The sequence below is a fragment of the Acinetobacter sp. genome (assembly GCF_045628685.1).
Taxonomy (GTDB): domain Bacteria; phylum Pseudomonadota; class Gammaproteobacteria; order Pseudomonadales; family Moraxellaceae; genus Acinetobacter.
On the sequence record NZ_JAZQPV010000014.1, the window covers coordinates 1 to 24,578 of the forward strand.

Consider the following 24,578-nt stretch of genomic DNA (forward strand, 5'->3'; position numbering starts at 1 on the left):
ACTGTGCTGAATGCTTTGCCGCTATGGATAGAAGATTACAATTGCAATCATCCACATAGTGGATTAAAAATGAAATCCCCTCGGGAGTTTCGGGCGCTAAAATTAGCGAGTTAACTGTCCGTTTTTACGGGGGCTAATACAAAAACCTTATCCGCGATTCGGGTTATATATTATGACTTAAAGCCTCTTCAAAAGAGTGACTTCAAATCAGTAGATATAGCTCATTCAACAGATCTAAAACTTATTAGATATAATCTTTAAGACTAATATTTTATTTTCATTCATCTCAGGCTTCTCTATTTTTAAACTATTTATTTTAGTTTGTAGATTTATAGAAAGATGGAGTTTTATTTTTGGGAGGCACTCTAGTTTATATAAGCTCTAGAAAAATTCAGACTTAATATCTCTGTGTAGTGTGATTGTATAAGAATTGACTGAATCTTTATTCTTCTTGCAGCATTGTTTAATTCTTACCAGACCCAAGCAATAAGACACTGCGTGAGCCTAAAGCCATGTCTAATATTTGAGGATTAAATCTCAACAATTTGCCATTTAACCCGTTCTTGATTAGCTGCTTTGCCTTTAACAGGTCATCAACTTACTTTCCTATGGACTGAAGCATTGCTTACTGCTCTATTTGCTTCCTCAAGGATTATTAATGGTTTCAGCTACGGGTGATATACGCCAAATCATATTACCGACATCATCGGCAACCAAAATAGCCCCAGAATGATCCACAGCTACGCCAACAGGTCGCCCCAAAGCATCCCCTTTTTCGCTTAAAAATCCAGTCAAGACATCTTGTGGCTGGCCTGAAGGCTGACCATTTTGAAACGGCACATAAATGACTTTATAGCCACTATGGGGTTTACGGTTCCATGATCCATGTTGGCCAATCAAGGCTCCACCGCGGTATTGTGGCATAAGTTCAGCCTTATAAAATGCCAAGCCTAAAGATGCGGTATGGTTACCTAGTGCATAATCTGGCTTAATGGCACGTGCGACCATTTTGGGGTTTTGCGGTTTTACCCGAGTATCAACATGTTGACCATAATAACTATAAGGCCAACCATAAAAAGCACCGTCTTTGACCGAAGTCAGGTAATCAGGCACCAAGTCATTGCCAATTTCATCACGCTCATTTACCACTGTCCATAACGTGTTACTCTGTAGCTGCCAGTCCATCCCATTGGGGTTGCGTAGCCCTGATGCAAAAGGGCGTGCTTTACCACTGACAATATCAAACTCCATAATCAGTGCACGACCGGCTTCTTTATCCAAGCCATTTTCAGCTGCATTACTGTTTGAACCTACCGTAATATAAAGTTTGCTACCCTCAGGGTTGGCAATCACATTTTTGGTCCAATGGTGATTTAAGGGGCCGTCCGGCAAATCCAGTACCTTAATGCCGCTCGCTGTAATTTGAGTCTCACCTGTTGAGTAAGGAAAGCGCATGAGCGAGTTTGTGTTGGCCACGTACAGCATATTGCCGACCAGTGTCATGCCAAACGGGGAGTTTAAATTTTGCAGAAACACAGTTTTTTGGTCAGCCACGCCATCACGGTTGGTATCACGAAGCAGAGTAATACGGTTAGCGCTAGGATGCGATGATCCTGCACGTTTCATCACCAGCTTCATGATTTTACCTTTAATCCCTTGGCTGTCATCAGGCTTAGGGGGAGCATCAGTTTCTGCCACCAGCACATCCCCATTAGGCAACACATACAGCCAGCGCGGATGCTGAAGTTGTTTTGCAAAGGCCTGCACTTTCAAACCCGCCGCAGGAGTTGGCATTGTTCCTACAGGCCAGCCTTTGGCAGGTGCAATATTTACTATTGGCAACAAACTTGACTTGGGCGCAGGCAAATGAGGCTGAGGGCCATAGCTCTCTGTGATGGGAGACTTTGAGGGGGATGTACATCCCGTTAATGCCAAGACAATGGTAGAGCCGACCCTCAAGAGTAAGTTCGGTAGGAAAAATTTAGCAGACATTTTTTTCGCTCCTTATTTTTATTGCAATAGCCTTAGCTTACTGTTACGCATAAATCTAGAACTTGATTTAGTCTTTTAGTAAAAATAATAACCAATCATGATATTTTTAACTTTTGTTTATTCTACTCTTGAATGCAAAATCTCATCTACAAAGTTATAAATACTTAAATCGCTAACATACCAGATAACAATTCAAGACCTATGCTAGACATGGCCTCTAAAAAAACGTATAACCCTGTTTTTCTTTATACAGGTCTAACATTTTGAAACTTGTTCTTGCGCCCATGGAAGGCTTAACCGATCCTATTATGCGTGATGTACTGACGCATGTCGGCAGCTTTGACTGGTGTGTAACCGAGTTCATTCGTGTAACTGACTCTGTCCTGCCTGATCATGTCTATCATAACTACTGCCCTGAATTATTGAATGAGGGTAAAACCGCTGCTGGCACGCCGGTGCATGTGCAATTTTTAGGAAATAACCCTGAAATGCTGGCGGCCAATGCCATTCGTGCGGTGGAACTGGGCGCCCCTGCCATTGACATGAACTTTGGCTGTCCTGCGAAAACCGTCAACCGTCACCGTGGCGGTTCAGTCCTGCTGGATGAGCCTGATGTGGTACATATGCTGGTCAAAACCGTTCGTGAGGCCGTACCCAGTCATATCCCGGTATCTGCCAAAATGCGCCTAGGCTATATGGACCGGAACTTTACATTGGAAAATGCACATGCCATTGAAGATGCCGGTGCGGCTTGGGTTACCGTTCATGCCCGCACCAAAGCTGAAGGCTATACACCTCCTGCATTTTGGGATCAGTTACAGCCGATTCGTGAAGCATTGAAAATTAACGTGATTGCCAATGGTGAAATCTGGACCAATGCTGATGCCAAACAGTGCCAGTTAGAGTCTGGTTGTGAAGATTTGATGATTGGTCGGGCTGCTGTAACTACCCCCGATATCACACAATGTATCCGCCGAAATACTGATGAACCCATCATTACTTGGGATGAGCTTTTAGATCTTCAAATTCGTTTCTTAAACGGACCCTATAAAAAAGAAATCAATATGGTCGGACGTTATAAGCAGTGGCTCGGCATGATGTCCAAACACTATCCGGAAGCAAAAGAACTCTGGAATGAAGTGAAACGTATCAAAGCTTTGATTGAAATTATTGAGAAATTAACTACAATAGACCTCTTGCGAAAGTTAATTTAACAGCATCCAATTTGCCATTCCAGCAATTAAATTCATTCTTAGACCAAATCGTTTTCGTCTATTTCTATAGCGTTCCGTTAATATCCGAAAATGCTTAAGTTGGCAGTTGATATGTTCAATGGCTATCCTACGCCGGCTGATTTCTTTGTTGATCTGTTTTGCTCTTTTCGGTAATGATAGATTCTTAGCTTTCTTGATAGGAATGAGTAACTTACTCTTAATCTGATGAAATCCTTTGTAGGCCAAATCTGCCATAATGCAAGGATAAACCATCAGTTCCTTCAAATACTTACGCGCAATCGTCAGATCATGTGTTCTGCCACTTTCGATCTGTATACTTACAATTTGTTTTAATCTTGGGTTAAAAATGACCTGTGTTTTTAGCGTATGTTTCTTCTTTTTACCGCTATAGAATTTTCTTTGTTTTTTTGGGACGCTCAATCTGTGACTCAGTGACATCAACGATCACATAATCACCCTCACTAAACTTTTGATTCCTTTTGGGTAATGCAAAAATCCGTGATTGAATCAGAGCATTTTCAACTTTATGAATAGTACGATTCACATTACTTTCAGCGAGATTATAGTCAGCGGATAATTCAATTTGAGTCCTATAACAGCGTAAGTAGTTTAGAGTTAACAATAATTGATCCTCTAAACACAAAGAATGCGGCCTTCCAGATTTTTTCTTGGCAAGTTCAGCTTGTTTTAATATGGAGACCATTTTTAAGAATAATGGGCGAGGAACTCCAACGAGTCGTTTAAATTCCCCATCGTTAAATCGAGTTAAATTTTCATATTTCATAGGGCGAGTATAAACAATTTTTTACTTTCGCAAGAGGTCTATTAAAATATTAAATTAAAAAGCCTTTGAATATTCAGAGGCTTTTTATTTAGCTATTTCCTTTACGCTGCTTTAAATTTTCTATATGTATCCGATTTGTTTTCCATGACTTGTCTAATACCTCTTTTTCAATTCGCCATTGAATCCGTTTGAGTTTCATCACCGGAATGACTTCATCGGTAAAATTTTTCACATAATCTACCCATGCTGCGCCACGAAATACATTCACTGGCATCTCAGTTTTAAATTCACAATCTGGCATAAACACAATCACGGAATATAAGTATTCAGCGCCTATAATATCTACCAGTACCTGCTCTAAAACCTTTTGATGCTTATAGTTTTGATGCAGTGGATTTTGGAATTTATAGCTGTTTTTAAATATTTTCTGCGTCCACATTTTCTGGCGCTCACTACCAAAAATCCAGCCTTTATAATTTTTAGTTTCAATAATAAAAATACCATAAGGACTCAATAATATATGATCGATTTGCGTCGTTCCCGATTGCTCATCCGGCAAAGTACAATCATTTAATAAAATATATTGAACATCTTTCAAATAGAGTTTGACGTGCAAAGCTACCACAAATTCCCCTAGTTTTCCTTTAATCAATGGTTTAAAGGTTTTGATGATTCCTATAGCGACAAAAACAAGGATGATCCACCAAAAGCTCGACCCAAGTTGCGCAAATATCTGACTCAACATTTTATTGATCTTTATTTTTAATAAGATTTTATAATTTAAACAATTTTCTCTAACTTTAATAGAATATCTTTATTCTCCAAGCCTCCTGCAAAACCGACCAATTTTCCACCCGCACCAATTACACGATGGCACGGCGCAATAATCGAAATTGGATTTTTCCCATTGGCTGCTCCCACTGCGCGAACCGCTTTCACATTACCAATCTGCTCAGCAATCTCACGGTAACTTCGGGTTTCTCCAAATGGAATGCTGAGTAAAGCTTGCCAGACTTTCTGCTGAAATTCTGTGCCTTCAAAATCTAAAGGCAAATCAAATTGCTGTCTTTTTCCTGCAAAATATTCAGTTAACTGCATTTGAGTTTCCAGCAAGATAGGATGATCTGCCTGTTCCACCAATTCGGCTAAACGCACGCGCTTGGGGCTTTCATTTTCCCAAAGTACCGCGACTAAAGCTGTTTCATTGGCCACCAGTTTTAAAGTACCGACAGGAGAAGCCATTTCCATAAATGCCAGTTTCATCGTCTTCTCCTGCAGTTGAATAAATGATCCAGATTTTATGATGATGACAGTTTCATCAATACTAATCCAGAAATAATCAGTACTGCTGCCAGCATACGCATGGCCGATGCTGGCTCACCTAAAATAAAGACTCCCACAAGGAAAGAACCTACTGCTCCAATGCCTGTCCAGATGGTATAGGCTGTACCGAGCGGTAAAGTTCGCATGGCATAAGCCAATAGAGCAAAACTTAAAATCATAAATACCAAGGTAATAATACTGGGCGTTAGACGTGTGAAACCTTCTGAAAGTTTCATTGCATAGGCCCATACAATTTCAAAAATACCGGCTAAAACTAAAACTACCCAAGCCATAACGACCATACTCCACCTGATAAGAGTCAGGTCGTCCTGACGAATTGTCTTGGTATTAGAGATCAATGAGATTGCACCAAGGGAGGTCGTTCCTCCTTTAATTCACTATTATATAAATGATTGCTTTAAATTGGTGCAGATTTTACATTTTTCGACCAATTTATCGCGCTAAAAATACCCAAATAAAAATACGAATAGTACTCACCAATCGTATTCATTTGATCACGATTCTCATCTAAAACCCCCAGTACTCATCTACAATTTAAAGCGAATACCTGCACCATATTGCCATTCATTTTTAGAAGATGAGTGTTGCTGCCAAGCCGTTTCTTCACTTCCCTTGTTATAGCCATATGCAACATCGACAAAAGGCATAACCTTTTTATTGATTTCATAACGGGTTTCCAGACCGAATTGCGCGGTATTTAAACCCGACTTTTTGGCATAGCTTGAGTCATCACTAAAAATGACATTCAGATCCAGATAAGGTTTAAGAATTAGTTTTTGGGTCAGCAGCAAATCTCGCTCAGTTTCCAGACTCAAAGACGTTTGATTATCCTGCCCCATATATAGATAAGTATCGGTTTCAAAGAGATATGGCGCCAAGCCATGAATACCAATAATAGCACCTACCTGCTCCTGACCAACTTCATGATTTTGATTATTCAAATAACGAAGACCGACCTGCACATCCCAAAAATCAGTCAGCATACGGCTATATAACAGTTTGGCATCATATTCGGCTTGCTGCGATTCAGCCTGATCAGCATGAATTTTGATAAAGACTTTATTTTCATCCGTACCGATTCGGGTCTCAAGTTGCGACTTTAAAACACCTTCGCCTTTATCATTGCGCAGCCATTTACTTTCAACCGTAATTTGTTGATAAACTTGTCCACCATGCTCTTTGATATGTACCGCATGATCAGCCTGATCTGAACCTGGATACTTGTGTGGTATCAGTTGAGTCGCAGTCTTTGGTAGCCCCAACGCTGTTTGATGCTGGGAATGATCTACAGGAATGTCAGCTGACTGTTGGTTCTGAGGCTTCGGCATCGACATGGCATGCTGCCCTTCCTGTGCAAAACTTTGTCCACTCAACAGCAGCAAGGAAGTACTTAATGTACTCATGGCAAATAAATTAATGATGCGCATGTGAGCCTCCTTGCTGAGCTGAACTTGGTTTAGATGACGTGTTGGATGGATGATTCACATCCACATTCGCTACCATCAGTTTGCTCATCATGCCGGATGACATGTGATAAAGCAGATGACAATGGATTGCCCATTCACCCAATTCATCCGCAGTGAGCAGCGCAGTAACTGTCTTGCCTGGTGGCACAATCAAGGTGTGCTTGTTGGGCAAGTCTGATAATGCCTGTCCATTTTCGAGTTGCATAAACATGCCATGCAGATGCATCGGATGTGCCATCATGCTATCATTGATAAATTTCAGCCGGATACGTTCGCCATATTTCACCTGTAACGGTTCAACTTCGGTAAATTTCTTGCCATTGATGGTCCAGATATAGCGTTCCATATTGCCTCCCAAACGCACTTCTAGTTCACGTTCTGCTGGACGGTTATCCGGTTGCGGCGTTAAAGATTTCAAGTCGCTATATTGCAGCGCTTTATGCCCTGTTGGTGTGGATGCATGGGCCCAGCCATAAACCAATTGAGCCTGAGCCTTGTCATCTAAAGATGTTTTTTCTGTACTATGCGACGCATGGCTTTGTTCATGCTGTTGCACAGACTCAGGTTGTGCGGATGGCTGAGTTGCATGTTGCGAAGACTCCTGCCTTGCAGCACGATTCATTTGAGTATGAGCCATGGCTTGATGATTCATTTGACTTGAGCTTGGTGGATGAGCACTTTCTTGACTGATGTTCATCTGATCATGACTCATATTTGCATGATCAGTTGATGAAAAACTGTGCCCCATATCTTCCATTGTGAGTAATGCACGTGGACGCGGCTTAGGCATGTAAATCGCATGCTTCATTGGCGAGGTTTCATTACGCAATGTGCCAATCGCAAAACCGCTGCGATCAATCGATTCTGCTTCAATTTGGTAATGATTGGCTTTCGGCTCAACAATCACATCATAGGTTTCTGCAGTGCCTATACGAAACTCATCAACTGGTACAGGTTTAACCGGCTGCCCATCGGCGCTTACCACGGTCATTTTCAAATTGGGAATACTGACATCATAAAAGGACATGGCGGAAGCATTAATAAAACGTAAGTGGACTTTTTCATTTGGCTTAAACACGCCCGTCCAGTTTTGTTCAGGCGTTTTTCCATTAATTAGAAAGGTATAACCGGTGACATCAGACAAATCGGTTTTCAGCATGCGCATCTGGTTCCACATGCCACGATCCTGCCAGGTGTTTTTTAAACCATCCCGTTTGACCTGCTTCCAGACATCCGATAAAGTTTCACGCTGATTCTGATAGTATTCCGCTGACTTTTTCAGATTTTTCATAATCTGATCACTGCTGGATGGATGAAAATCGGATAGCATCACCACATAATCTCGATCGGTGTTTTCATGCGCTATGACGGGCTTTTTATCTTTCGGATAAATCACAAAAGCACCATATAAACCATCTTGTTCCTGGCCTTTGGAATGCGCGTGATACCAATAGGTGCCGTTTTGTCGCACTTTAAATCGATAGACAAAATCTGCCTGTGGTTTAATGCCCTTGAACTGGTTGAACCCCGGCACGCCATCCATTAAACCGGGCAGCAACAAACCATGCCAGTGAATGGAAGAATCTTTGTCTTTTAGATTGTTATATACATGAATAACGGCATCATCGCCTGCTTCAAATTCCAAAAGCGGTGCAGGAAATTGACCATTCACGGTAATACGTTTTAGAGGCTTTCCGGTCACATTGACCAGCTGCTCATCAATGCTCAGATGATATTCTTTGAGCGCAGCAAACGCCCATGATGATGACAGCAGAGACACCCCAACCAAGAAGCTTTGCGTTAATTTAATAGACATGACTTAACCTGTAATTTAAAAATAAGAATGTTTTTTAAATCAAGATTAAGCTTTGGGAGGACGTAAAATTTGTTGCCCGAAGCCCATTAAATGCTGGGCTGAATAATTAAAATTGCGCTGTGGATGTTCTTGAATATTATCAAAACTGAGTAATTCTGAAATGTCTGAATCCAACCAGAGAGTCAAACTTTGACAGTGTAACTGCACACAGTCATTACAACTGACATGCTGCCTCTGATCCGACATGGTTTGATGACAATCTTGATCATGTGGTGCTTTTACATATTCTGAAAGTGGATGCTGCATGTGCGCTTGAGTACTGACGGTATTATGGCAATCCGACATTGTCGTCATGGGCATGCTATGTTCATGCTGAAGCATCAATTCACTCATCATTTGCTGATGCCTAGGTTTTGCTGATGCAAAAGCGACACTACTCCACCCCATGGCAAAAACCATCAGGAACACAAACCAAAGCTGTGTGCGTAATGAAGTCAGCAAAGAATCATCCTTTCGCCAGTCCGGAATAAAATATAAATCATTTTATTTTGATTTAGATCTAAAGCATAACCAAGAACAAAGTTATACACAATTTTTTAAATTTATACTCAACAATTCATGGTTAGCTATTTTTAAGTGCATTAAAACAATAAAGTTATTTTTTAAACAGGTTTATTTATAAGCATAGATTAATAAACAACCATATTTTTAAATACTTTAAGAAATCAAAAAAGGACGCATTTGAGTCCTTTTTATACATTTAATGTCTAATTATTAAACTATTGTTCCATAATCGTTTATAAACTAATCAAGTTATCCATACAGTTATCTACATAGATATCCATATGGTTATCCATAAAGTTATCCACAACTTAGGTTCAATTAATTAGAGATTATTAGATATTTACAGCGCCAACTTTTGCAAGTTCTGCACGCATTTCATTAATCACAGCTTGATAATCCGGTTTGCCAAAAATTGCCGAGCCTGCAACAAACATGTCTGCTCCGGCTTCTGCAATTTCACGAATATTAGCCGGTGTTACACCGCCATCCACTTCTAAATGAATGTCACGACCTGAAGCATCAATGATCTTGCGTGCTTGACGAAGTTTGTCTAAAGTCATGGGAATAAATTTTTGACCACCAAAACCGGGGTTGACGCTCATCAATAACACTTGATCGACTTTATCCAAAACGTAGTCCAGATAATGCAAAGGTGTTGCCGGATTAAATACCAAACCGGCTTTCGCACCACCGACTTTAATCAGCTGTAAAGAACGGTCAATATGCTGGGTTGCTTCCGGGTGGAACGTAATAATGTCTGCACCGGCTTCCAGGAAATCACCAATCATACGATCGACTGGAGACACCATCAAATGCACGTCAATCGGTGCCTTAATCCCATATTTTTTTAATGCCTTACATACGCCTGCACCAAAAGTCAGGTTAGGCACGTAATGGTTATCCATCACGTCAAAATGTACGACATCTGCACCAGCAGCGAGCACATTTTCGACTTCTTCACCTAAGCGAGCAAAGTCAGCAGATAAAATTGATGGTGCAATTAAATATGGCTTGGACATGGGGAGAACCTGGCTATGAATTTGAATTGATTTTTCACATTATAACAAATTGAACCTGACTGCTGTGATTCAATCCTGCTTCGATACTATTTATTCAGCATGCCAAAACTGCGACATTGCGTTGCATTATTTAACTTTAGCTATTTTTATAGTCTGTTATTTTAAAATAATAGTCCAAGGTAAATAAGAATGAAAAGCAATACAGAAATCCCTACTTTAGAAGCCGCCCGTATCGCCAAACGCTTACTCAATCACTGGAAACATAAATTTGACGTTGCTGAAACTGACGGCAATTTTAGTATTTTTATGCCAGATGCAACCGTAAAGCTAATGCCTCAACCGGAACAACTATTAGTATCCATTGACAGCCCCTTAGAAGACGTAAGCAGACTAGAAAAAGTGGTTCTTGATCATTTAAGTCGTATGGCGCAGCAAGAATTTACCGCAACCTGGCAGCATCAATAAAAAAGGGAGAATCATGTTCTCCCTTTTTTGAATTAAATATTATGCTTCAAGCTGCACGGCATGAAATTGCAGATGGTCATCAATAAAACTTTGAATGAAGTAATATCCATGGTCATAACCTTCATGTTCACGCAAGGTTAGAGACTGTCCCACTTGGGCACAGGCCTGTTTAAATAATGCCGGATTCAACTGTGCATAGAATTGATCTTTCGATCCTTGATCTATCAGGATCTCTTTAAATAATGCACCTTTTTCTTGAATCAAGGCAGTGGCATCGTGTTTTAACCATTCATTCCGATCTTCACCAAAATAGTTCGAAAAGGCTTTTTCACCCCAAGGGCATTGGCTTGGTGCACAAATGGGTGCAAAAGCAGAAACCGATTTAAATTTTTCGGGATATTTAAAGGCCAGAGTTAATGCCCCATGTCCGCCCATAGAATGTCCCAAAATACCTATTGCATCTGCCTGAACAGGAAAGTTTTGAGTAACGAGATTATAAAGCTCATCAGCAATAAAGCTTTCCATTTGATAATGTTCAGCCCATGGCGTTTGCGTGGCATTAATATAAAATCCTGCACCTTGACCAATATCCCAGGAATCGCCTTGTGCAACCTGCTCACCTCTTGGCGAAGTATCTGGACTAATCAGGATTAAGCCCAATTGAGTAGCCAGGCGTTGCGCATGCGCCTTTATACTAAATGTTTCTTCAGTACAGGTCAGACCGGCTAAATAAAAAAGTGCTGGACAGGGCTGTCCCCTTAAAGCTTGCGGTGGTAAGAAAATACCAAATTTGGTTTGCACCTTAAGAATATTAGAATTAAAAGCATAAATGCGCTGTTCACCATCAAAACATCGGTTATGTTGAATTAATTCCATGTTTATTTTCCTTATTGGGTTTGAACACTCAATTGGGGTGTTTCTATTTTCATCTCTGTTTTAGAAGTCACTGGAAATAAACGTTGTTCCAGTTGCGGTAACATAAATGCCATATTTTTACCAATTGACCATTGTGGCTCAGAGGCTTCAAAACCTTGCGCTTTTTCCCATTGTGCCACAGTGCCTTTGGTTTGCTCAAATGCAGCACTGATTGAATTCTGTTCACGCATAGACTGATCAAAGAAGGCACGCCCAAAATACGTATAATCGGCTTCATTTGAACAGCCAAAAGATGCACGATCGGCTGCAGATGCAGTAATGATCAAGGTATTGTCATCTTGTAAGGCAGGAACAAAACTGCCTGAATAACATGCAGAAATAACAATCACACGCCAGCGAATTCCCGACTTATCCAAAGCATCTTTCAACCATTTTGGATCGACATCGTTTAAATCTATTGGTGCATTTTCCATTTCAAACTGATTTGGTAAGCCGTGGGAAGTCATATATAAAAATAATACATCGCTTTCACGGTTCATCTGCTGCCCAATACGACGTAAAGCCATTTCCATACTGGTACGTGAAGCAATCGGGGTTTTGGTACGGGTCTCAGGATTATTCACCAACATAAGGGAACGACCAAAGGTTCCAAAGCGAGTATCGAACTGTTCTTTAATTCGTTCGACTTCCGACTTAAACACATCCTGATAACCTACGCCTGCTACGCCCAAAAAGTACCAATGTGATTGTGCAAATTCGCCATACTGAACATCTTCCAGAGATTTACTCAGCACACGGCTTTGGGCATAAAAGGCATCTTCGGCGAAAGTCGGTGGAGTTTCTTCAACTTTCCAGATTGGTTGACTTTTGACTGACATTTGCCAGACTACCAGCGTAAAAAGCGTTGCTGCAACAATCATCGCACGCTCCCACCATGGCCATTTGAGTTCACGCGAAAATACCCAAACCACGGCCAAACTTTGCCAGACAAACAGCACCATGAATATCATCGGTAGATAGTCATAGAAGATGTAAGGCAATACATCGATATAGCCCAGATACTGAATCAGACTTTGTAGTAAGGCGATATGCGTATCCAGTACTAGCCACAGTAAGGCCGGCACCAGCATCAAACGCGGGTTATTAATACGTTGCGAAAGGAAAATACCGACAATCAGCGCAATAAAAGGCCATAAGGCATAACTAATCAGGCCTTGAGGATTAAACTCGCCCACTTCCCCTGAACTTAACCAACTAAATAAACTGTTGGCACTACCGCCTAAAATTCCCCAAAAAATGAGTTGTAAAATTGAAGGGCGAACAATTTGTAAAGACCGACGTGATCCCAAAAAGAGCCACATCCCTGCAGTTTGGTTGCTTTTAAAATCATGCCAAAAATTGATGGAGGGTTTAAAGTCGATCATAGGATTTAGGGTTAGCTGTAGCTCGCTGATTCACTGTGTAAGTTTATGCCTGATGGAAGTTTTATCAATGCTGCTTTGGCACTATATAACAAATTAATGTTCAATATTGAAGCAATTACCAAACTACTCTACAAGATGCTGCTGAAAGTAGGCATCAAAACGACATGTATCACCTTGCCATTGATGATTGGGCTCTTGTTCAGCCAGATATATGGCCAAACGAGGACGCTTTACCACCACCCGTTTTGCTACTTTTTGTGCCAAAATCAATAAATTATCACCCAGATCCATTGCACCGTCTTCTGGCAGCAGCATATGCAACAATTGCATCTGCTTTTTCACTTGAGCCTGTTTTTTAATGGCTTGCTGGTTTTGATCACGCTGTGGAAACATCGGGTCAAGATAAACCACATCCACGATCTTGTTCTGTTGAGCTTGCTGAACAAGGAAGTCGGCAGAATCAGAAAAAACCAGATCAATCCGTGCAACAACCGAGCTTAAAAATGGATCGGTTTCAGCATGGTTTTTAGTATCTTCAAGCAAGGTAAACAAAATCGGATGTCGCTCAACCAAGGTGACATCGGCACCTAAATGCGCCATCAACAAACTGTCATGCCCCAGACCTGCGGTAGCATCGATCAAGGTGGGTTTTTCACCGAGGTTACACGCTCGGGCAATCATTTCAGATTTTAATGACGCTCTTTTTAAACGTGGAACTTCCGCTTTCCAGTCCGGTTGCATTTTCATGCCATTGGCACATAACCAAAGACCGAATTCATCTACACATAAAGCCAGCTCTGGATGAAAACGCAAAAATCGGGGATTGAGCTTTTCAATGATTTCAAGATTTACCTTCACTCCACGAGAAGAAAGCACAGCAGAATACTGCTGTGCTTTCGCTTGAAATTCTTGTTCTACAAATAAGCGGATGTCGCTTACCATAATTTCCAGCCTGTAAATGCAAAGAGTAAAATTAAAAGACCCGAGGCAATACGGTACCAGGCAAAGACCATAAAATCACGTTTTGCGACATAGGCAACCAATACACGAATTAGAATCAAAGCCGAAACAAATGACACAATCATTCCGGTGGCAAGAACTGCCCAATCTTCTGTGCTTTGAAATACATGGTAGCTTTGATAAAGATCTAAAAGACCTGCACCAATAATTACCGGTATCCCGAGAAAGAAGGAAAATTCAGTGGCCGCTTTACGTGATATCCCCAAGAACATCGCACCAATAATGGTTGCACCAGAACGTGAAGTACCCGGAATTAAAGACAGCACCTGAATTAAACCAATCCAGATTGCTTCCTTATAGCTGATGTTCTCAACTTCTTCCGCATTCACTTTAGGTGGATTTTTCTCAATCCACATAATAATGAAACCACCCACAATTAAGCCAACCGCAACCGCTACATCATTAAATAATAATTCTTTGACTGCTTGTCCAAAGGTGAGACCAATCAGCACAATGGGAATAGATGCCATGATCAGGCTAAACCCCAAACGGCGACCTTTGGGTTCTCCGGTAAACATACCGGTTGCCGCGCCCCACAGACGCGCCCAGTATTCATAAATCACTGCTGCAATCGCACCCATTTGAATAGCGATTACGAATACATCACTTTTTTCTTTGGTCCAGAAGTTCATGAGTTCGGCAGCGAGAATTAAATGCCCGGTACTGGAAATAGGTAGAAATTCGGTAATACCTTCAACAATACCCATAATTGCCGCTTTCAGCAGCAGTAAAAGATCCATAAAAAATCCTGATTATGATTTGCCTTGTTCTGGAATTTTTTTCCAAGCGTTATCACGTAGATACACAGGTAATGCCTGCTCGGCACTAACCCATTTTTTTTGCTCGACATCTGCGCGCGCAATGGTAGCAATATCTTGCGCAGTCGCACTTAAGTCTTTGTATTGTATTTGTTCAGGCTGAATTAAAGCTGAACCGGAACCTACCAGTTCAAATTTAACCACTTGGCTGGCAGCATCGTAATTTAACAGTTGCTCTTCATCTACAGCCTGCATAATGCCCTGTGAATCAAGTTTAAAACTCGCAATGTAAACTTCCTTCATCCGCGCATCAAGTACCGCAGTCACGGCGTTTAAACCTGCAACTCGATGTGCTGCCTGTGCCAAAGCTTGTAAAGTTGAAACAGCAACAACGGGAAGATCATTTGCCCATGCCAAAGCCTGAGTGACCGCTGCATTAATCCGCACACCGCTAAAAGAACCGGGTCCACGGCTAAATGCAATTGCAGTTAATTCAGATGCAGATAGATCAAGCTGGGTAAATGCCTGCTCAATCATCGGGAGAATTGTTTGCGTTTGTGCTTTTGCTCGCGCATCTAATTGGAAAAATAATTCTTGGGTTTCATCTACAATAGAGACGGAACACTGCTCATTGGCAGTTTCCAATGCCAGCAATTTCATGCACAACCTTAATTAATTTAAATGTAAAAAACGAGGCATATGATACTCCACTCATTCGTACTAGGCGAGATTTTCCAGCTGCGAAGTACAAAAAAGCCAAGCACTTGCTTGGCTGAATAAGATCATCAAATTACAGTTCAATCACTTCCAAATTCTGAAAGTTCTTAAAGTGTTCTGCATAGTGCATGGCACTCATTTTGAGTTTAACTTCCGCAGTCTCATCTAAAGTTTTGACGATTTTTCCCGGTGAACCCATCACCACCGAATTGTCAGGAATGATTTTACCTTCAGGAATTAATGCATTCGCCCCGATGATGCAATTTTTACCAATCACCGCATGATTTAAAATGACCGAGTTGATGCCAATTAAAGTGTTATCCCCAACCGTACAGCCATGCAACATCGCTTGATGTCCAATCGTGACATAGCTGCCAATATGCATCTCAATACCAGCATCGGTATGTAACACTGCATTCTCCTGAACATTGCTAAAATCACCAATTTTGATTTTACTGTTATCAGCCCGGATTACTGCGCCAAACCAGACACTGACCAGCTTTCCCATTTCAACTTGACCAATTACCGTCGCATTATCTGCTACCCAGCCATCCCAGGGCTGATGTGTTGCTTGAGGTGCATAGCCATTAAATTTGTACATCATATTGGGATATTCCTTTATCTATTGTGTTTAATTTTATGGGTATGAAAAGCAGGAGAGTTTAATAAAAATGGCCATTCCTTCTGATAATTTAAACCATATTGAAATAATGATATCAACATCCGTGCGGTTAAGCCCCAAACAATTTCATTTTCCACCCGCATACTGGGAAAATATAAAGACTGATGCGCATAACGTACTTCATAAGGAATGGGGGGTGCCTTCATTAGACTGCTCAGGGATGCAAAGAAAATACGATCAATTTCGCTCGGTTGAGCAATCAAATTGACTTCGGCCGGAATCAAACCAACCACAGGTTTGACCAACATGCCATTGCGTGCTTTTTGCATGGGTAAATCACCCATTAATTGCACATCAAATGGATTTAATGCCGTCTCTTCATAGGCTTCACGTAATGCCACCACAATATTACTGGTATCTTGCGGGTCTCTTTTCCCTCCTGGAAATGAAACCTCACCGGCATGATTCGATAAATAGAGTGAGCGTCGAGTAAGCAGAACTTTTGGATCCAATTCATCTGTAATCGCGATTAGTACAGCAGCGTGTGCCGGTTTGATCCGGGTGGAAAAACGTAACCTTTGCTGTAACGATTGTATTAATGAATGGTCATCCATACCTCTACTCTCCCATCATTTCTTATTGATTTCATCATAGCTGAATTTTTATTCTAAAAGATAGAAATGATGCCAAAGTTCAATTTTTCAGTTATGCTGATCATACCTTTATCATTGACGATGAATATGAATTTCTGTGTAATTTGTGGACATAAAACTACGGAAAAAATCCCCCTCGGCGATCATCAATTACGTCGTGTTTGTACAGATTGTGGCAATATTCATTATATCAATCCTAAAGTCATTTGCGGGGCACTCGTCCTCTTTGAAAATAAAGTATTAATGTGCCGCCGTGCTATTGAACCGCGTTATGGTTTATGGACGCTGCCTGCCGGCTATATGGAATTATTTGAGACCATGGAACAAGGTGCAGCACGCGAAACACGTGAAGAAGCAGAAGCCGAAATCGATATTGAACAGCTCTACTGCATGTACAATATTCCGCGTATCGGACAAATTTATGTGTTATTCAAAGCCAATTTAGTGGATGGTCAATTTGGTGCGGGTGAAGAAACCATTGAAAGCCGTTTATTTAGCGAAAATGAAATCCCATGGTCTGAACTTGCTTTTCCGAGTGTAGAACACACCCTAAAACATTATTTTGCAGACCGTAAAAACAATCAATTTCAGATGCATTTAGAAACCTTGGGTTCACGCCTTGACCATACTGGTTAATTGATACAATAAAGAAAGAATATACATCATAAAAAAGCCCATCCTCTGATGGGCTTTTTTAATTTCATGATTATTTGGTTTTCACTTCATAACATGGTGCAAGATTGAATTGAATGCTGCCACCGCTGTATTTAGACCATTGTTTTGCCTCTGGATCGGTGGAGTCCACCATGCTATAAATACGTTGGAAGCTGGCAAAACTATTCGCCCACTTCACTGCACTATCAGCAGAGTCTGTGAATGGCACATCATCAATAGCCGGTTTACCACCCTTCATTGCCAATAAACGATTTAAGTTCAGTAATGCACCACCAATCACAATAGATTCATTGGAATTTGGCGAGGTCTGAATACTCGAGTTCATACCAATCAATGCACCATCCAGGCTTTGGAAGACTTTATCGGCCAAGATCATACGAATCGAGATTTTATTGCTATTATTGCCATTCGTGCCAGAGCTAGTGAACGCACGCCCCGTGGTTCCAATGCGATACTGCTGCACATTGTTGCTGTCAATCATATCACTAGCAAGTACATCGGTACCACTACAACCGTCTGTTCCGGTCGACATATCGATGATTGTGCCAGATGGATCTGGAACCGTAGGTTTCATATTGGTCCGAATATCACCATTACGGTCAATCACAATACCGAGTTTCACGGTCTTGACTGAGGTATCAGTGAAATTAAAGACTAAATCTGCATACAATGGAAAAATATACGCCCCATTGCTGACATTATTTTCTGATTTAAACACTTTGCTGTCTAAATAGGTAATTGGATAAATTTTATAAAGATCGAGTGTACCTTTAAAGGTTTCACCATTAACTTGTTGTTGCCATAGACCATAATTTTTCTTATCGTCTTCGTTAACTTCTTTTTTACCGGTCAGCAGTTTATAAAAACGCTCCTTACCGGCAATCATATAGTCATTAAACAATTTACCTTGAGTCACGGTCAAGGACTGTGAATTGCCATCAGCCACATTGAACTGGAAACCAGTTTGCGCGGTTAAATCGGGATTATTATTAATCGCTTTGGTAATTGGATGAATCCAGGTATCTTGTGCAGACGCAGTCATTTGTACCGGTTTTACCTTACGAATCAGTTGTGCATTCACCCCCCCAATAGTGGTCAAATCGCTACTGGATTTACCGCGCCATTGTAAACCGCTACCAAAGCTTTTGCCTTGACGATCCGTCATCAAAATAAAGTGACCCACCAAATGGGTTGCTGACTTATCTTCCGCCTTACATTCTTCCTTATTACAACCCACCAGACCTTCCGAACCACTTAAGGTACTGCCCAGTACCTCGGTACTCGAAAATAGTGAAAATTCAGGTTGATACACGGCCGCTGTAGTAATACGCATCAATTGAGTAATCACATCAAAAGCATCTTCATCTGTGACCCGAGAAATATCGACCCAAGGTTTCACCAGCTCAGCAAATTTGACATCGCTCAAAGACTTCAACTGGTCTGTGGTAATAGATGCTGTAATTTGTTCTAACTTTTTACGGTCCGCGTCGCTAATACTGACCAGTTGAATATCGCGCGCATTAACAATCTGCCGATTTTGCAAGCCTACTGCTTGAATCAGACGTGCCAAACGAATCGCAACTTTAACTGTGGCATCGTCAGGTGACAATTTTTGGGCAGCTCTGCCTTGAATTCCTGCTGCAATATCCAATAGGGTTAAACGTGGCAATTGCGATACGCTGACATTGGCAATATTGCGAAGCGGTATTCTACCTAATTCAATTTTCTTGTCTTTTTCACCACGTAAGAAAAAGGTAATATCGTCCGTATTCTTACACGCACCCGTTGCCGCGCCATCATTTGGATCAAACAGTGTGGTAAAGCGGTTTTTGGTGTCACTACTACATGTGAAATTTAAACCGTTTAATGGATAATCTAAGGCGAATTCAACGCAGCCTGCTGTTCCCGTTTGACAGGCACCATTGGCCGTACTTTCATCATATACCTCAGGGGTCACGTTGGCACTTTCACCACCACACCCTGCTAAAGCCATAACTAACGTAGTTGTTGCAAAAGGTAATTTATATTTATTTATGTTCATCCTGACTCTCTTCTTTTTCTATCCCTAACGGATTGCAACGAGTTTAACTTGCCCGTGATTGGTTAAAGCACGATTATCGACATCGATGGCGGATGCCAAGGGTGTTAGCAATATATATTTGCTGTTTGCAGGCACATGCAGTACCCCTTCTATTTTTTCGTGCTGAATGAGGGTAGATAGCCCCTCTTGATTTTTATATCCGCCTGCGCCTTCCAAGACACAACCTTTTGCATCTAAAAACACCACAAAAGGCCAATAAAAAGTGGGATTATTCTGCCGCGATGCATATGAATTAAGCTGTATATTCTGCACAGATGTATTTAGTGCAGCAACTTCAAAATCGAACTCATCATTCAGCGGTGCACGTGGCCAGAAGTTAACATCTTTATTCAGATCAAGTTTTTTGACTTTTTTTAATTTTTTCCCAGAAAAACACTGTTGTCCCAGGCCATTAATCGCATCTGCTTGTGAAACGCGGTAATACGTCTTTGCCAAAGTAATCGGGCCAGTATCTTGCTCGACGTTACGTTTAAACAAGGATTGCATCGTAGATTTACCCACCCCTTTTTCACGCTCAACGGTTTGTAAACGCGTTGCACCCTGCTTGGTATCAATAATTCCTTCAGGCATGGCGTAAAAACGCTTTTTGCCTTCTAAGTTAAATTCTTTATCTTCTAAATATTCGTTTTTGACATATTGCTGTCCATCAATATCCACGAAAGCGGTATTTTCTGAGTTTTCCTGAATAATCAGGGGTTTTATTTCTAAGACTTTTTGTGAAATTACAGCCTGTGGTTGAAGTAGCAGTGGGTTTTCAGTAGCAAGAGGTTGGCTATTCACTGGAGAAACTGGCATTGATTGCAGCTGTATTTTTTCTGTAACCTTAGGCTTCACAGCTCTTTTTTTCTGTGTTTCTATTTTTACTGTGTCAAGATCAGTCTGCACATTCGACTCAACTTTGCTAGTTTTAACTGATTTTCCAGACGTAGCCATAATAGGATTTTGCGCCGAACTTGTTACAAGTGAGGTTCTTTGCTCATCAGCAGGAAGACTCTGCTGTTGTTCGACAATGGGTTTTGGATTTGATTTTGCTGTAGCCACTTTTGGTAGCTCACGTTGAATGACCATTGGACGACCGTCAGGGCCAATAATGGTATGAAACTCTCCTGCGTATGACCACGATACTTGCGCTAAACTCAGCGTTAGTATCGTTTTCACCAATAAATTCCCTTTCATTCTTTTCCTTTGTTTACCAACGTGTTCTATAGTTCAATCCTAGAATGGTTATTTTTGTATTGGTTTTCACATTCAGGCCCGCGTATGGGTTAAGCAGTAAGTTATTTACCCCTGTTTGGTTGGCCAAACTACTGGTATTGGCGGGAATATTGTCTTTACTGCGTAAGAAACCGATGGACAAATCTAAGTCTGTATCTGCATCGAAGCGATAACCTACTCCCATACCAAACAATTGTGCATTGTTGATTGGGATCATGGTATTTCGTTTACCATCTGGAATGGCACTTGAACGTGGTTCATAACCCGCACGTAGTTTTAAACGATCGGTTGCTGAATATTCCATACCAATACCGAAGCTCCAAGGCGAAGTAAAACCGAGCGGCAAAGATAACGAGCTATCGCTCACATTTTCAGAAAGTAATTTTGCAACTTTTAAGGCTGAAATTTGTCGATCAAACTCAAATGTAAATTTGTCCCATGCACTGTAGTCCGTCCAGCCCACATCAAAATTTACCTGTAAATCTGGCATGACCTTGTATTTAATCCCGGCTTGAAAATGCGCAGGATATTCAAAGTCCATGGAGACCAAACCTGATTCACTAGAAGGAATGTAATTCGGGAAGCCTAAAATAGCTGCAAGAATTTGTCCGGTTGGCGAGGACATCAAGCCTTTAATTAACTCTTGTGGCGCTTTGGCATTATCAATATGGTATTTCCCTTTTAATCGCATTTTTGCTGCACTTTGGTAGACCATACCAAAACCAAAGTCATCCGTTGGCTCCCACAGCACCCCCAAGTTAAAACTTGGACTTAAGGATTGCTCAACTGCCAATTGCATCTGACCGAATTTACCGAATGGATTCATACCTTCTTCAGCATTACACATCCCGAGCAATAGAATATCGGTAATAATGTCTGAATTTTCTTTAAATGGCGTACAAACGACCTCATCGATCATTCGTAACATACCAATCAGTTCATTGGGGAAACGTAAATCGGTTTTGAGGCCCATGGCTTGGTAAGACATACCAATACCGCCACCAATTGAAAGGTGGTCACTGACTTGGTAACCCACGGATGGAGATAAATAGGTAATCCGCTCTAAGGCAACTTGCTGCCCCATATAATTACTAGCATTACCATTTTCCGCACCAAAACCGGCAACCAGTGGTGCATAAACTGCGGTCGCATAAGTCGCTTTTGAACCAGGGGGATTATAGGCAATCCCCATGGTAGGTGCGACCAACGGCATACCTTCGCCTAAATCTACCATCTTTTTCAAAATAGGAATATAAAGACTCGGATATTCAACATCACCACTAATTTTACCTTTAAAATCGGTACAAATATCAGATGCAACCTCTGATCCATCATTACAGACCAGCGGATCATCTGAATAGCCAAAGACGTTATAGCCTGGCGGTACGCTGAATTCACGTTGAATGTCAAAGTTGGCAACAATAATTTGTTGCTCTGTTTGTAGCCCCTCAATCTTGGTCAAGCCTGCAGGGTTAAAGTGAATAGCATTCACCCCAGGCGGGTCTGCTGTTACAGCATTCCCCATACTCAAAGATCTTAAATCTACAGGAAGGTTGGTACCTAACTGTGCAAATGCAGCACTTGAACAGCCCGTTAAGATAATGGCGCTAACGAGCGGTCTGAGTCGAATTTTATACATACGACTGCCCTCTTAGCGAATTTTCTTACCAAAGCCTAAAATATCAAGTGGGAATGACAAACCCAATGAAACGTCTGGCGCATCTTCCGTCAAACCAAAGCCTACCGTACCGTTCACAATCGTCTCCGGAGATACACGCACCCCAAGAGAAATCGCTAAAGTTGAACTGGTTTGATCGGCTGGTGAATAGGATTCACCGCTGCTGTAGATAAATTCAGAGCCGGTATTAAAGCTTTGTTGATACGACATGGTCATCGATACGTCATAGTTAAATGAGTATGCAAAACCGAAAGCAAAACCGCCACTAATACCCGGTTCGAACTCATCGATGACACGGCTACCACGGCGTTGATTTAAGTCGGTTTCTTTAAAACCATAGTTCGCTGAAACTGAAGCGAACAATACGACTGGATCGATATATTTACGTGTACTTGCACCAACACCGGCAGAGTAATAACCCTTACCGGTGGCTAAGTCAGTCGCAGAATTGACTTCATATGGACTGTCACCACTTTTGGTCGATAAATTACCGAATAAAATCAGTGGTAAACGACCTGCTTGTAAGGGAAATGGCTCCCATCGTGCACCCAAAGAAATATCACCTAAACCTGCAGTAGATGTATCTTTTAATAAGTCAGTTTTTGCGACTAATGGTAATGAAGCAGTAAAGGTCAAATTATCTAAAATACCGTACTGTGCAGTAAAAGTATTTGTAAGGGAGTGTGTAGCATTTTCTTGGACACGCAGCTGATAGAGCTGGCCTTGAGCCATCTCCATATCAAGTTGTGTATCTCGATAGTAGGTATAGTCAATATCATAATAAGATGAGATATCACCTTTTTTGATGAGTGAATACTGACGTTCATTTGATGTAAATACTTCTTGTAAGTTGGCTTCTTTACTGACATCGCCTTCTTGCTGTTGTAGTGCTGAAGATGCTTGCGATTTTTCATCTACTGGTGATGTTTCAGTTACAGGCTGCGCATTTGCAGATTGTGCTGCCACTGCATCAACTTGCGTTTCCTGCTCGTCTACAGGCTCATACTCACCCAATGCTGACTCTTCTGCTGCATTAGCCACCCCTAAATTAGCATTTGCAGGCTGTGATGCTGTTGATTCAACTTCTTCCTGCTGATCTACAACTTCATACCCTCCCAGTGCTGGCTCTTCTGCTGCATAAGCTGCGCCCATCAGCATTTGAATACTGATTGCTAACAGGGTTTTGTTCATCCATTTACTGTTCATATTCCATCTCACCATTTTTTATTTTTTTAAGCTTAATCTTTCTTAAACGTTATTTATTTTTATAATAAAGACGCAAGAAATTATAATTTAAGTCCCCATAAGAATCTGATTCTTCGTTCATATTTTTATCAAGTCGAATTGTAGATGCTTTATCGGCAATTTTGTCCATATAAAATTGCGGGTATTGCATATTCACCAAGGCATAACGATTCACGGTTGCATCTTCTACGTGACGCATATCCGAATCCTGTAAAGCCAATAAATTTTTGCGGTTTTCTGGTGCAACATTAATTAAGAATAAGGTGTTATTTTCCCAAATCTCTTTAAAACGCACTTCATCGAAACTAATATTCCCCAATGCAGGATCTGCAACATAGACACGGCCATTTTTATACGCTTTAAATACCACAAAATGTTTAAAGCCTGCATAGGAAATCGGCACAATGGCAGGTTGTCCTTGTTTCACCAAATCACTAAATTCACCGCGATACCCACCACTTTCAAAGCCAATTGCACTTACAAAGCGTTTCATATCCAGCAGTGAAAAGCTACGGCGTTCAACAATCTTGTCGGTCTCACCAAATTTCATCAGACCGTCCATAACCTGCTGTTCGGTTAAGGTCGCATTGAGATTGGTATAACCATTTAATAGGGTTGTTAACGCAGCTGAACCACAACTATAGTCATAGGCTTGGTGAACAATGCCACGAAATTGATCGATGATTGCCGGTTTAACCTGTACGGTTTCACGGTGCATACGGGTAAAGGAATCATTACGAGAGTCTAAAGTCTCTGTGTAGTACACAGCTTCTGCTGGTTTTTTCTTAATATCAAAGGCTTCTGTGGCAGCGTAATACATCAATGCCGAGCCTAATGCAATCTCTAACATATGGTTTAACTTTTCTAGTTATCGGCATGACGCGCCTTTTTTGATTATTTTAGAGTAGA

The 24,578-nt window shown here is 41.2% G+C and carries 24 protein-coding genes; 3 read left to right on the plus strand and 21 right to left on the minus strand.

Features of this window, described 5'->3' with window-relative positions:
- Positions 1-645: 645 nt before the first annotated feature.
- Entirely contained in the window at positions 646-1,992 is a 1,347-nt protein-coding gene (locus tag ACKI4H_RS02445; protein ID WP_407303638.1) for a PQQ-dependent sugar dehydrogenase, read from the minus strand.
- 263 nt (positions 1,993-2,255) lie between these two features.
- Here ACKI4H_RS02445 and ACKI4H_RS02450 point away from each other — a divergent pair, with 263 nt between their 5' ends.
- Positions 2,256-3,206 (plus strand): tRNA dihydrouridine synthase, encoded by a 951-nt coding sequence (locus tag ACKI4H_RS02450; protein ID WP_407303639.1) that lies wholly within the window; start codon positions 2,256-2,258, stop codon positions 3,204-3,206.
- Here the strand turns inward: ACKI4H_RS02450 and ACKI4H_RS02455 are convergent.
- The 8 genes from ACKI4H_RS02455 to rpe form a co-directional block, all read right to left on the minus strand.
- A protein-coding gene (locus ACKI4H_RS02455; RefSeq protein WP_407303640.1) for an IS5 family transposase occupies positions 3,198-4,011 on the minus strand; the annotation gives its coding sequence in 2 pieces (ribosomal slippage) (positions 3,198-3,623 and positions 3,625-4,011; 813 coding nt in all). The two genes, ACKI4H_RS02450 and ACKI4H_RS02455, sit on opposite strands and share 9 nt — an antisense overlap.
- Before the next feature lie 88 nt (positions 4,012-4,099).
- Positions 4,100-4,756, minus strand: coding sequence for a nuclease-related domain-containing protein (locus ACKI4H_RS02460; protein ID WP_407303641.1), 657 nt, complete (start codon positions 4,754-4,756; stop codon positions 4,100-4,102).
- 35 nt (positions 4,757-4,791) lie between these two features.
- Entirely contained in the window at positions 4,792-5,274 is a 483-nt protein-coding gene (locus tag ACKI4H_RS02465; RefSeq protein WP_407303644.1) for a methylated-DNA--[protein]-cysteine S-methyltransferase, read from the minus strand.
- 35 nt (positions 5,275-5,309) lie between these two features.
- Positions 5,310-5,627, minus strand: coding sequence for a quaternary ammonium compound efflux SMR transporter SugE (sugE, locus tag ACKI4H_RS02470; protein ID WP_407303646.1), 318 nt, complete (start codon positions 5,625-5,627; stop codon positions 5,310-5,312).
- 255 nt (positions 5,628-5,882) lie between these two features.
- Positions 5,883-6,782, minus strand: a complete 900-nt coding sequence (locus tag ACKI4H_RS02475; RefSeq protein ID WP_407303648.1) for a copper resistance protein B — start codon at positions 6,780-6,782, stop codon at positions 5,883-5,885.
- Complete coding sequence (locus ACKI4H_RS02480; RefSeq protein WP_407303649.1) at positions 6,769-8,637, minus strand: copper resistance system multicopper oxidase; 1,869 nt, start codon at positions 8,635-8,637, stop codon at positions 6,769-6,771. Before ACKI4H_RS02480 ends, ACKI4H_RS02475 begins: the two co-directional genes overlap by 14 nt.
- A 45-nt stretch (positions 8,638-8,682) precedes the next feature.
- Entirely contained in the window at positions 8,683-9,138 is a 456-nt protein-coding gene (locus tag ACKI4H_RS02485) for a hypothetical protein (RefSeq protein WP_407303650.1), read from the minus strand.
- 395 nt (positions 9,139-9,533) lie between these two features.
- Positions 9,534-10,220: a ribulose-phosphate 3-epimerase gene (gene rpe, locus ACKI4H_RS02490; RefSeq protein ID WP_407303652.1), complete on the minus strand. Its 687-nt coding sequence runs from the start codon at positions 10,218-10,220 to the stop codon at positions 9,534-9,536.
- Positions 10,221-10,409: 189 nt separating this feature from the next.
- Here rpe and ACKI4H_RS02495 point away from each other — a divergent pair, with 189 nt between their 5' ends.
- Entirely contained in the window at positions 10,410-10,685 is a 276-nt protein-coding gene (locus ACKI4H_RS02495) for a DUF2218 domain-containing protein (RefSeq protein WP_407303654.1), read from the plus strand.
- 39 nt (positions 10,686-10,724) lie between these two features.
- Here the strand turns inward: ACKI4H_RS02495 and fghA are convergent, their stop codons facing one another.
- The 7 genes from fghA to ACKI4H_RS02530 form a co-directional block, all read right to left on the minus strand.
- The gene (fghA, locus tag ACKI4H_RS02500) at positions 10,725-11,561 is read right to left on the minus strand and encodes an S-formylglutathione hydrolase (protein WP_407303657.1); all 837 of its coding nucleotides are present in this window, start codon (positions 11,559-11,561) and stop codon (positions 10,725-10,727) included.
- Positions 11,562-11,572: 11 nt separating this feature from the next.
- Positions 11,573-12,985 carry a C13 family peptidase gene (locus ACKI4H_RS02505; RefSeq protein ID WP_407303659.1) on the minus strand — a complete coding sequence of 471 codons (1,413 nt, stop codon included), beginning with the start codon at positions 12,983-12,985 and terminating at the stop codon, positions 11,573-11,575.
- Positions 12,986-13,108: 123 nt separating this feature from the next.
- Entirely contained in the window at positions 13,109-13,927 is an 819-nt protein-coding gene (locus tag ACKI4H_RS02510; RefSeq protein WP_407303661.1) for a class I SAM-dependent methyltransferase, read from the minus strand.
- The gene (locus ACKI4H_RS02515; protein WP_407303664.1) at positions 13,921-14,745 is read right to left on the minus strand and encodes an undecaprenyl-diphosphate phosphatase; all 825 of its coding nucleotides are present in this window, start codon (positions 14,743-14,745) and stop codon (positions 13,921-13,923) included. The genes ACKI4H_RS02510 and ACKI4H_RS02515 overlap by 7 nt, the downstream gene beginning before the upstream one ends.
- 12 nt (positions 14,746-14,757) lie before the next feature.
- Positions 14,758-15,423: a tRNA (adenosine(37)-N6)-threonylcarbamoyltransferase complex dimerization subunit type 1 TsaB gene (tsaB, locus tag ACKI4H_RS02520; protein ID WP_284067202.1), complete on the minus strand. Its 666-nt coding sequence runs from the start codon at positions 15,421-15,423 to the stop codon at positions 14,758-14,760.
- A 130-nt stretch (positions 15,424-15,553) separates the two neighbouring features.
- A complete protein-coding gene (locus ACKI4H_RS02525; RefSeq protein WP_407303666.1) occupies positions 15,554-16,084 on the minus strand; it encodes a gamma carbonic anhydrase family protein in 531 nt (176 codons plus the stop codon).
- A 14-nt stretch (positions 16,085-16,098) separates the two neighbouring features.
- Positions 16,099-16,716 (minus strand): NUDIX hydrolase, encoded by a 618-nt coding sequence (locus ACKI4H_RS02530; protein ID WP_407303668.1) that lies wholly within the window; start codon positions 16,714-16,716, stop codon positions 16,099-16,101.
- A 126-nt stretch (positions 16,717-16,842) separates the two neighbouring features.
- Here ACKI4H_RS02530 and ACKI4H_RS02535 point away from each other — a divergent pair, with 126 nt between their 5' ends.
- A complete protein-coding gene (locus ACKI4H_RS02535; RefSeq protein WP_407303670.1) occupies positions 16,843-17,391 on the plus strand; it encodes an NUDIX hydrolase in 549 nt (182 codons plus the stop codon).
- Positions 17,392-17,461: 70 nt separating this feature from the next.
- Here ACKI4H_RS02535 and ACKI4H_RS02540 read toward each other — a convergent pair whose 3' ends face one another.
- From ACKI4H_RS02540 to ACKI4H_RS02560, 5 genes are read right to left on the minus strand one after another with little or no spacing between them, the layout of a single operon-like run.
- A complete protein-coding gene (locus tag ACKI4H_RS02540; RefSeq protein WP_407303671.1) occupies positions 17,462-19,471 on the minus strand; it encodes a hypothetical protein in 2,010 nt (669 codons plus the stop codon).
- Between the two features lie 24 nt (positions 19,472-19,495).
- Positions 19,496-20,689: a putative pilus assembly protein FilE gene (gene filE, locus ACKI4H_RS02545; protein WP_407303672.1), complete on the minus strand. Its 1,194-nt coding sequence runs from the start codon at positions 20,687-20,689 to the stop codon at positions 19,496-19,498.
- Between the two features lie 31 nt (positions 20,690-20,720).
- Positions 20,721-22,385, minus strand: coding sequence for an OmpP1/FadL family transporter (locus ACKI4H_RS02550; RefSeq protein ID WP_407303673.1), 1,665 nt, complete (start codon positions 22,383-22,385; stop codon positions 20,721-20,723).
- Between the two features lie 12 nt (positions 22,386-22,397).
- A complete protein-coding gene (locus ACKI4H_RS02555) occupies positions 22,398-23,630 on the minus strand; it encodes a hypothetical protein (protein WP_407303674.1) in 1,233 nt (410 codons plus the stop codon).
- 49 nt (positions 23,631-23,679) lie between these two features.
- Positions 23,680-24,519, minus strand: coding sequence for a C39 family peptidase (locus ACKI4H_RS02560; RefSeq protein ID WP_407303676.1), 840 nt, complete (start codon positions 24,517-24,519; stop codon positions 23,680-23,682).
- Between the last annotated feature and the right edge of the window lie 59 nt (positions 24,520-24,578).

Excerpts from the sequence above, each read along its gene's own strand:
- ACKI4H_RS02460 (WP_407303641.1), bottom strand. The coding sequence starts at position 4,756 with ATGTTGAGTCAGATATTTGCGCAACTTGGGTCGAGCTTTTGGTGGATC.
- tsaB (WP_284067202.1), bottom strand. The coding sequence starts at position 15,423 with ATGAAATTGCTGGCATTGGAAACTGCCAATGAGCAGTGTTCCGTCTCT.
- ACKI4H_RS02475 (WP_407303648.1), bottom strand. The coding sequence starts at position 6,782 with ATGCGCATCATTAATTTATTTGCCATGAGTACATTAAGTACTTCCTTG.
- ACKI4H_RS02515 (WP_407303664.1), bottom strand. The coding sequence starts at position 14,745 with ATGGATCTTTTACTGCTGCTGAAAGCGGCAATTATGGGTATTGTTGAA.
- ACKI4H_RS02560 (WP_407303676.1), bottom strand. The coding sequence starts at position 24,519 with ATGTTAGAGATTGCATTAGGCTCGGCATTGATGTATTACGCTGCCACA.
- ACKI4H_RS02550 (WP_407303673.1), bottom strand. The coding sequence starts at position 22,385 with ATGTATAAAATTCGACTCAGACCGCTCGTTAGCGCCATTATCTTAACG.
- ACKI4H_RS02495 (WP_407303654.1), top strand. The coding sequence starts at position 10,410 with ATGAAAAGCAATACAGAAATCCCTACTTTAGAAGCCGCCCGTATCGCC.
- rpe (WP_407303652.1), bottom strand. The coding sequence starts at position 10,220 with ATGTCCAAGCCATATTTAATTGCACCATCAATTTTATCTGCTGACTTT.
- ACKI4H_RS02530 (WP_407303668.1), bottom strand. The coding sequence starts at position 16,716 with ATGGATGACCATTCATTAATACAATCGTTACAGCAAAGGTTACGTTTT.
- ACKI4H_RS02540 (WP_407303671.1), bottom strand. The coding sequence starts at position 19,471 with ATGAACATAAATAAATATAAATTACCTTTTGCAACAACTACGTTAGTT.
- ACKI4H_RS02445 (WP_407303638.1), bottom strand. The coding sequence starts at position 1,992 with ATGTCTGCTAAATTTTTCCTACCGAACTTACTCTTGAGGGTCGGCTCT.
- ACKI4H_RS02480 (WP_407303649.1), bottom strand. The coding sequence starts at position 8,637 with ATGTCTATTAAATTAACGCAAAGCTTCTTGGTTGGGGTGTCTCTGCTG.
- ACKI4H_RS02510 (WP_407303661.1), bottom strand. The coding sequence starts at position 13,927 with ATGGTAAGCGACATCCGCTTATTTGTAGAACAAGAATTTCAAGCGAAA.
- ACKI4H_RS02465 (WP_407303644.1), bottom strand. The coding sequence starts at position 5,274 with ATGAAACTGGCATTTATGGAAATGGCTTCTCCTGTCGGTACTTTAAAA.
- ACKI4H_RS02505 (WP_407303659.1), bottom strand. The coding sequence starts at position 12,985 with ATGATCGACTTTAAACCCTCCATCAATTTTTGGCATGATTTTAAAAGC.
- sugE (WP_407303646.1), bottom strand. The coding sequence starts at position 5,627 with ATGGCTTGGGTAGTTTTAGTTTTAGCCGGTATTTTTGAAATTGTATGG.
- ACKI4H_RS02535 (WP_407303670.1), top strand. The coding sequence starts at position 16,843 with ATGAATTTCTGTGTAATTTGTGGACATAAAACTACGGAAAAAATCCCC.
- fghA (WP_407303657.1), bottom strand. The coding sequence starts at position 11,561 with ATGGAATTAATTCAACATAACCGATGTTTTGATGGTGAACAGCGCATT.
- ACKI4H_RS02555 (WP_407303674.1), bottom strand. The coding sequence starts at position 23,630 with ATGAACAGTAAATGGATGAACAAAACCCTGTTAGCAATCAGTATTCAA.
- ACKI4H_RS02525 (WP_407303666.1), bottom strand. The coding sequence starts at position 16,084 with ATGATGTACAAATTTAATGGCTATGCACCTCAAGCAACACATCAGCCC.